Origin of the sequence: Aeromonas sp. Marseille-Q5825, from assembly GCF_946892685.1 — a bacterium.
In the GTDB taxonomy this organism is placed as follows: Bacteria; Pseudomonadota; Gammaproteobacteria; order Enterobacterales; family Aeromonadaceae; genus Aeromonas; species Aeromonas rivipollensis.
In genome coordinates this window covers 1-4,151 of the sequence record NZ_CAMPOU010000012.1, presented here as the reverse complement: position 1 = coordinate 4,151, position 4,151 = coordinate 1, and the positions used below count along the sequence as shown (strand labels likewise).

Below are 4,151 nucleotides of genomic sequence, written 5' to 3'. Positions count from 1 at the left end.
GGTGGAGACCCTGTCCCCATCCTTGTCCGTGAGGGTGATGGCAAGAGGCAGGTCGAGGGACTCGCTGCCCTGGTGATCCAGCTCACCACTCAGGGTCACCTTGGTGGTGACGCTCCAGTTGCCGTTGCTATCCAGGAGATCCAGCTCAGCGCGCAGCACCTCGCGGCCATCCGCGCTGGTGCCCACCAGATCCCCATTGGCATCCAGGGTAAAGGTCACCGGGCTGCCGTGGCTGCTGTACTTGCCATCCAGACTGCTCTGGATCGCCGCAATATCGAACTTGAGGCTGCTCTGATCGAGGGCATCCGAGCCGTGGCTCACGGTGAAGCTCATATTGCCCACCACGGCGGCGTCGCCCTGATTGGCCTCGGTCAGGCTGGTGCCGGTCACGGCGCTGATCACCGGGTTGGCCCCATCGCCGATGGCGACGCTTAAAGAAGAGGAGACGGTGTCACCATCCGAATCAGTCAAGGTGAAGCCCGCCTTGATCAGGCTGTCCGCACTGCCCTGATCCAGCGGCTGGTTCAGGGTGAAGACGTAGTGACCTCTCTGATCAAGCGTGAGGGTAAAGACATTCTGGCCGTTGACGGCGCCGCTGATGCTGTTGCCGCTGATGCTGATGACAACGGGCTGGCCACCGCTGGTGAGCCCCTGCAGGCCCGGCTGGCTGGGATCGAAACTGATGTTGGCAAGGGGATCGCTGCCGGCGGTGATGTTGAGATCCCCGGAGAGGGTCTGGGCCGCGCTCCAGTTGCTGTCCTCCACCAGAGTCAGGGAGACGGGGTCGACCTGGGGCAAGACACCGTCGGTGATCTGGATATTGAGGGTGCCGAGGTTGCTCTGGTCACCGTCAAAGTCGGTGCCCTGCACCTGCAGCCCCAGGTTGACGCTGTTGGTGCCCACAGGTTGATCCAGCACGCCATCGAGCGTCACATGGTACTTGCCGTCCAGATCCAGGGTCACGGTCAGCACCGTCTTGCCCCCCGCATCCAGCAGGGTGATGACATTGCCATTGACCTGATAGCTGGTCGGCTTGCCGCCGCTGGTGAGACCATCCAGGGCGGGCTGGCTTGCCTCGAAGTTCAGGGACACCAGGCGGTCGCTGCCCACATTGACCGGCAGTTGGCCATCCAGGCTCTGACCGGCGGCCCCTTCCTGCAGGCTGATGCCGCTGTCGATGCCGAGGCTGGGGTCGGCGGCATCTTTGATCACTGCTGTTGTATTGCCGTTGATCACAGAGCCGTCGCTGTCGGTCACCTGGACCGGCAGGGTCAGGGTGAGCTTGTCGTCGGCGCCGTGATCCAGGTTGGTGTGCACAGTGACTTGGTAATCCAGGGTCGCCGAGCTGTGGGCCGCTATGCTGCCCGGCACGTTCGGCAGGGTCACGCTCAGCACCAGGGTGCCGCTCGCGGTCAGCCCCTGGAAGCTGTGGCCATTGCTGCCCGGCACCTCCTGCCAGGTGAGCGTCTCACCGTTGTGGGTGATGGCCTTGCCGCTGGCATCCACGACCTGACCGGAGAGGGTCAGGCGCACGTCCACCACGGGATCAGAATCCGCCTTGATGGTGAGGGTGCCGGTGGCCTGCTGGTCGTCACCTGTCTGATTGTTCGCTGCCCCATCGAAGCGCCCTTCGGTCAGGGTCACCCCGGTGAGGCTGAGGGTCGGCTTGTCCCCTTCCGCAACGCTGATGTTGAGGGTGCCCGAGGTGGTATCGTTGTTGCCTGATCCCTTGTCGCTGTCGACGACGTTGACCTTGAACGGCAGCGCTGTGCTGCTGCCATTGCTCTGGTGTACCCCCTCGAACAGGGTCACCTTGTAGTCGAAACCGTTGCTGGCGGCGTTGTCGAGCTTGCCGCTGATTTCGACCTGCAACACCTCGACCCGCACCCCGTTCACTTCCACATAGCCCTTGAGGATCTGGTTGCCCGGGATACCGGCATCGCCGTCCACCAGTTCGTATTTCACACTCTGGCCCAGGGCGGTCAGGGCCGGCTGCTCTGCGATATCGGCGAACGACACCTCGCTCACCCGATCCGAGCCTGCATCGATCTGGAACTGGCCTGTACCGGTCAGGGGACTGCTTCCATCGAGGTTGCCCTCGTCCAGGCTCACCCCGCTGCCCGCCACGAAGCCCGGCGCATTGCCGTCCTTGATGGTCAGCGGCAACTGGGTGGAGACCCTGTCCCCATCCTTGTCCGTGAGGGTGATGGCAAGAGGCAGGTCGAGGGACTCGCTGCCCTGGTGATCCAGCTCACCGCTCAGGGTCACTTTGGTGGTGACGCTCCAGTTGCCGTTGCTGTCCACCAAGTCCAGCTCGGCGCGCAGCACCTCGCGGCCATCCGCGCTGGTGCCCACCAGATCCCCATTGGCATCCAGGGTAAAGGTAACCGGGCTGCCGTGGCTGCTGTATTTGCCGTCCAGACTGCTCTGGATCGCCGCGATATCGAACCTGAGGCTGCTCTGATCGAGGGCATCCGAGCCGTGGCTCACGGTGAAGCTCATATTGCCCACCACGGCGGCGTCGCCCTGGTTGGCCTCGGTCAGGCTGGTGCCGGTCACGGCGCTGATCACCGGGTTGGCTCCATCGCCGATGGTGACGCTTAAAGAAGAGGAGACTTTGTCCCCATCACTGTCTGTGAGGGTGAAGCCCGCCTTGATCAGGCTATCCGCACTGCCCTGATCCAGCGGCTGGTTCAGGGTGAAGACGTAGTGACCTCTCTGATCAAGCGTGAGGGTGAACACATTCTGGCCGTTGACGGCGCCGCTGATGCTGTTGCCGCTGATGCTGATGACAACGGGCTGGCCGCCGCTGGTAAGCCCTTGCAGGCCCGGCTGGCTGGCATCGAAGCTGATGTTGGCAAGGGGATCGCTGCCGGCGGTGATGTTGAGATCCCCGGACAGGGTCTGGGCCGCGCTCCAGTTGCTGTCTTCGGTCAGGGTCAGAGAGACAGGGTCGACCTGGGGCAAGACGCCGTCGGTGATCTGGATGTTGAGGGTGCCGAGGTTGCTCTGGTCACCGTCAAAGTCGGTGCCCTGCACCTGCAGCCCCAGATTGACGCTGTTGGTGCCCACAGGTTGATCCAGCACGCCATCGAGCTTCACATGGTACTTTCCATCCAGATCCAGGGTCACGGTCAGCACCGTCTTGCCCCCCGTATCCAGCAGGGTGATGACATTGCCATTGACCTGATAGCTGGTCGGCTTGCCGCCGCTGGTGAGACCATCCAGGGCGGGCTGGTTCCCCTCGAAGTTCAGGGACACCAGGCGGTCGCTGCCCACATTGACCGGCAACTGACCATCCAGGGTCTGGCCAGAGGCCCCTTCCTGCAGGCTGATGCCGCCGTCGATGCCGAGGCTGGGGTCGGCCGCATCGGTGATCACTGCCGTGGTATTGCCGTTGATCACAGAGCCGTCGCTGTCGGTCACCTGGACCGGCAGGGTCAGGTTGAGCTTGTCATCGGCGCCGTGATCCAGGTTGGTGTGCACAGTGACCTGGTAATTCAGGGTCGCCGAGCTGTGGGCCGCTATGCTACCCGGCACGTTCGGCAGGGTGACGCTCAGCACCAGGGTACCGTTCGCTGTCACCCCCTTGAAGCTGTGGCCGTTGCTGCCCGGCACCTCCTGCCAGGTGAGCGTCTCCCCGTTGTGGGTGATGGCCTTGCCGCTGGCGTCCACGACCTGACCGGAGAGGGTCAGGCGCACGTCCACCACGGGATCCGAGTCCGCCTTGATGGTCAGGGTGCCGGTGGCCTGCTGGTCGTCACCGGTCTGATTGTTCGCTGCCCCATCGAAACGCCCCTCGGTCAGGGTCACCCCGGTGAGGCTGAGGGTCGGCTTGTCCCCTTCCGCAACGCTGATGTTGAGGGTGCCTGAGGTGGTGTCGTTGTTACCTGATCCCTTGTCGCTGTCGACGACGTTGACCTTGAACGGCAGCTCTGTGCTGCCACCATTGGTCTGGTGTACCCCCTCGAACAGGGTCACCTTGTAGTCAAAATCGTTGCTGGCGGCGTTGTCGAGCTTACCACTGATTTCGACCTGCAGCACCTCGACCCGCACCCCGTTCACTTCCACATAGCCCTTGAGGATCTGGTTGCCCGGGATGCCGGCATCGCCGTCCACCAGTTCGTATTTCACGCTCTGGCCCAGGGCGG

General features: G+C 63.3%; 1 pseudogene. It reads right to left on the bottom strand.

Features of this window, described 5'->3' with window-relative positions:
- A pseudogene (locus tag OC537_RS20605) lies at positions 1-4,151 on the bottom strand (hypothetical protein); the annotation flags it as partial.